At 71.3% G+C, this 3,896-nt stretch carries 2 protein-coding genes; one reads left to right on the forward strand and one right to left on the reverse strand.

Annotated elements, in window-relative coordinates; translation table 11 throughout:
• Positions 1 to 51: 51 nt before the first annotated feature.
• Positions 52 to 1,224, reverse strand: a complete 1,173-nt coding sequence (locus tag BIV28_RS19575) for a hypothetical protein (RefSeq protein ID WP_076264202.1) — start codon at positions 1,222 to 1,224, stop codon at positions 52 to 54.
• Positions 1,225 to 1,439: 215 nt separating this feature from the next.
• On the opposite strand from BIV28_RS19575, the gene BIV28_RS19580 reads away from it, so the two are divergent.
• The gene (locus BIV28_RS19580) at positions 1,440 to 3,872 is read left to right on the forward strand and encodes an MSCRAMM family protein (RefSeq protein WP_207556138.1); all 2,433 of its coding nucleotides are present in this window, start codon (positions 1,440 to 1,442) and stop codon (positions 3,870 to 3,872) included.
• The last annotated feature ends 24 nt before the right edge of the window (positions 3,873 to 3,896 follow it).

The following is a 3,896-nucleotide window of genomic DNA, read 5'->3' on the forward strand; positions in this document are numbered from 1 at the left end:
GTGTGCGGCCGCCCTCGACCTGTGCGCGCCAAGGACCTGACGGGCTGCACGTCACTTGGGACGGCGCCTGAACCAGGGCGGTGCGAAGTGGACGGCCAGCTCCACGCCGATGAGCGCGAGCAGCGCGATCGTGTACCGGCCGTCGTCCGTGAGGGACCCCGCGACGACGAGCCCCAGCCCGACGACGGCCCCGAGAACCTCGAGGCCGCTCCGGAGCCACACGTTCCGCGCCGTCCGCCGAACCACGTCCGGGTCGTGCGTGACGTCGCGGTGCCGCCTCACGAAGGCGTCGGGGTCGTCGACGACGGCGAGCTGCAGGGCCTTCATGAGGTACACCGTCCGGCCCGGGTCCTCGACGCGAACCGCGACGCCGTCCACCATGAGGCCGTCCCCGCGCAGGTTGAGGGCGCCCGCTCCCTCGACCACGCTCCGACCTCGCCATGACAGGAGCGGCATCGGTTGGGGTTCGGTGAACAGGAGCGTCACATTGGGTTCGGCGAACCACGAACCGAGCCGCACCTCGGGCACGACGAACGCCTCGAGCGTCACGAACGGGGGCTCGAAGGGATCGGCCGTCTCCGTGGCCTCCCGCGCTTCCGAACGGGCCGGATCCACCACGGCGATCACGTGTCGTGGGATGGACCACACCGCCGCACCCGCGAAGAGGCCGGAAGCCACGAGCTCGACCCCGTCGCGGCTGATCTCGAGGTGGGCCCGCACCGGTCGCCACCACGGCCGGAGCAGCTGAACCCGAACGACGCCGATCGCAGGTGCCCAGACGTCGTCGGCCGGGGGAGGTGGCCACTGCGCCATCTCCCTGCGTTGTTCGGCGCCGGCTCGCGCCGACGCGGTGATCGCCACGGCGAGCGCAGGCAGGAAGAGCAGCATCGTGAAGCCCTGCGCTGAGTCGCCCACCGGCCAGACGCCTGTTTCGATCGGGACCGCGGCCGACAGCACGAAGAGGGCGCCGAGCTCGGCGAGGAAGAACCACCACGCACGGGGTCGCAGCAGCCGCCAGGACCACGACCCGTCCGGGAGTCGTCCAGCCCACGCCGCGAACGCGGCGATGCATTGGAGTGCGGCCGCGCCGATGACGAGGAAGTCGGGCCAGGTGTCACCGCTGTAGAGCCCGCCCGAGCCGACGGCCCAGAGCCCGAGGGCCAGCGTGGCTGCCGCGCAGAGTCCGAGAACCTGCGGCCACCATGGGTGCTCCGGCTGGTCCACGTGCGATCTCCTGGTGCGCGATGGTGGTCAGGGCCGCGATCGTCTCGCTGTGCGCCCACGCCGACAGGGGATCCTGCCACATCGGTGCTGCTGCAGAAACGTGCAACGGGGAAAGTTCGCCGGTCGCCGACACCCGATCCTGTCGCTGCCCGCTGCTACGTTTCGCCTCGCCTCGGTAGCAGCCGCGGCACAGGGGACTCACAGGGAGCACTCACTTGCGTTCAGCACTGAAGCGCGTGGGCGTCGCACTGGCCGGGGCGCTGCTCGCGTCGTCGGTCGCCGTCGCGCCGGCCCACGCCGAGCCGGCCACGCTGTCCGGCACCATCACGGCCGCCGACACCGGTGAACCGATCAACGCCTGCGTCTCGTTGTCGAGTGACGACGGCTCGGGCGGCTTCACCTGCACGGACGCGGCCGGCCACTGGGAGGCCACCGACCTCAACGCGGGCTCGTCGTACACGGTGTACGTGCTCGCCCGTGGCGCCCAGGAGTGGTTCACCCGCACCTACCTGCCCGGTGTCGTCAACCCCGAGGACGCCACGGCCTACGAGGCCCCCGGAGTCGCCGACCTGTCCTGGCAGCCCGAAGCACAGGCGTCCGGGACGGTCACGCGTCCTGACGGCGACCCTGCGGCCTACAGCTGGGTCGACCTCTACGCCCCGGGGGCCGACCGACCCACCGCGGTCGCGCAGGTCCTCGACGACGGCCACTGGTCCGTCGGAGTTCCCGGCGGTACCTACCAGGTCTGGTACAACGCGCTGCCATGGAGCCAGTGGGAGGACGGCGCGCGCTCCCGCGCGGACGCCGCCCTGGTGGAGGTCCCCGCTCGCACCACGACCACGCTCGACGAGACCCTCAGCATCGAGGCGACGCCCTCGATCACCGGGCGCATCGTCGGTGACGACACCCACGAAGGCGTCGACGCCTGCGTCACGGCTGTCCGCGCCAGCAACGGGGCCTACATGAACAGCGCGTGCACGTCGGAGGACCCGACCCGTTCCGGCGCGTACGCCATCTACGGGCTCGAGGAAGGGGTCGACTACAAGCTCGAGGTGACCTCCTACGACGGCGTGCACATCGGCGAGTGGGCGCAGGACGCGCACTCGGCCGAGGACGCCGCCTCCTTCAGGACCCCGTCCAGTGTCGACGTGTCCCTGGCGCCCGGCGGCGTGATCGCCGGCACCATGCTCCGCAGCGACGGCTCGCCTGCAGCTTGGGCCACTGTGATGGTCGAGCCGGTCGGCGGGGGAGAGGCCGAGTTCGCCTGGGCCGACGAGAACGGGTCCTGGCGAGCAGTGGTCGCCCCCGGTGACTACACCGTCTACGTCTCCGCGGACTCGTCCTACCAGTGGCTCTTCGGAGCGCGGTCCCAGACCGACGCCCACGTCTTCCACGTGACGGCGGGCCAGACGATCGAGGCATCCGACCGGTTCGTCGCCGACGCCACGGTCACCGGGCGAGTGCGTTCCGACGCCACCGGGGCTCCGATCGCCGGCGCCTGCGTCGACGTGTTCCGACTGCCCGTCGCCGACTGGGTCGACACCGTGGCGTCCGCCTGCACCGACGACACCGGCGCCTACTCGGTCGCCGTTCCCGACGAGGGCTCCTTCGGCGTCCGATTCAGCGATCCCGACGGACGCTACGTCGCGGAGGTCCACGACGGGGCAAGCGATGCGGCCCACGCGACCCCGGTCGAGCTGCACGCCGGCGACACGAGCACCATCGACGCCTCACTCGCACCCGCAGCGACGATCACCGGTCTCGCGGTCGACGCGAAGCTCGGGACCCCGTTGGAAGGTGCGTGTCCCGAGGCGTACGTCGGTCATGCAGGAGCTCGTGTCGAGGGGCAGGTCGCGACGTGCAGTGACGCGTCGGGACGATGGAGCATCCGTGGGTTGCCCGCGGGCTCGTACGCACTCCACCTGGGCATGGGCTACGGACCGTACCCGTCCGGAGACGTCTGGGCGTTCAAGGCGACGTCGCAGGCCACGGCCGACCTCGTCACCGTCGGGGCAGGAGCCACGAAGGCGATCCGCAACGTCAAGATCGACCCGCCGGTGACGATCTCGGGCCGGATCACCGACCCGTTCGGCAACCCGGTGGCCGGTGCCACCGTGAACCCGCGCGGGGACCTGATGGACCGCAGCGGCGAGTGCTTCGACTGCGCCACCACCGACGCCGACGGCCGGTACACGGTGGGCCCGATTGCGGCCGGCACCTATCGCCCCGTCGTCTACACCGGCTATGGCGTGGGCCCGTGGGCGCCGGAATGGGTCGGCGACTCGACGTCCTTCGAGGGGGCGACGCCGCTGACGATCAAGCCGGGCAAGGCGGGAAGCTTCTCGGCCCAGCTCGCGCCGGCGAGCACCATCTCCGGAGAGCTCGTCGACGCCGACGGCTCTCCGGCCGGTGACGGCTGGATCGGGTTCATCGAGAGCTCGACAGGCCGCCACATGGGTGACTTCGACGTGTTCGGCGGCAACACCTTCAACCCGGTCGTCCTGCCGGCAGGGGAGTATCGGATCCACCTCGAGAACGCCTACACCGGCCAGGAGGCCTGGTACGACGGCGCTTCCACAGCCGCCAAGGCGACGCTGGTTCCGCTACGGCCGGGAGAGGACCGCACGCTGACGATCCACCTGCCCTGACCGGGCAGCACGGCTCCGGGCCGG

The sequence above is a fragment of the Intrasporangium flavum genome, from assembly GCF_001956915.1.
GTDB classification, from domain to species: Bacteria; Actinomycetota; Actinomycetes; order Actinomycetales; family Dermatophilaceae; genus Monashia; species Monashia flava.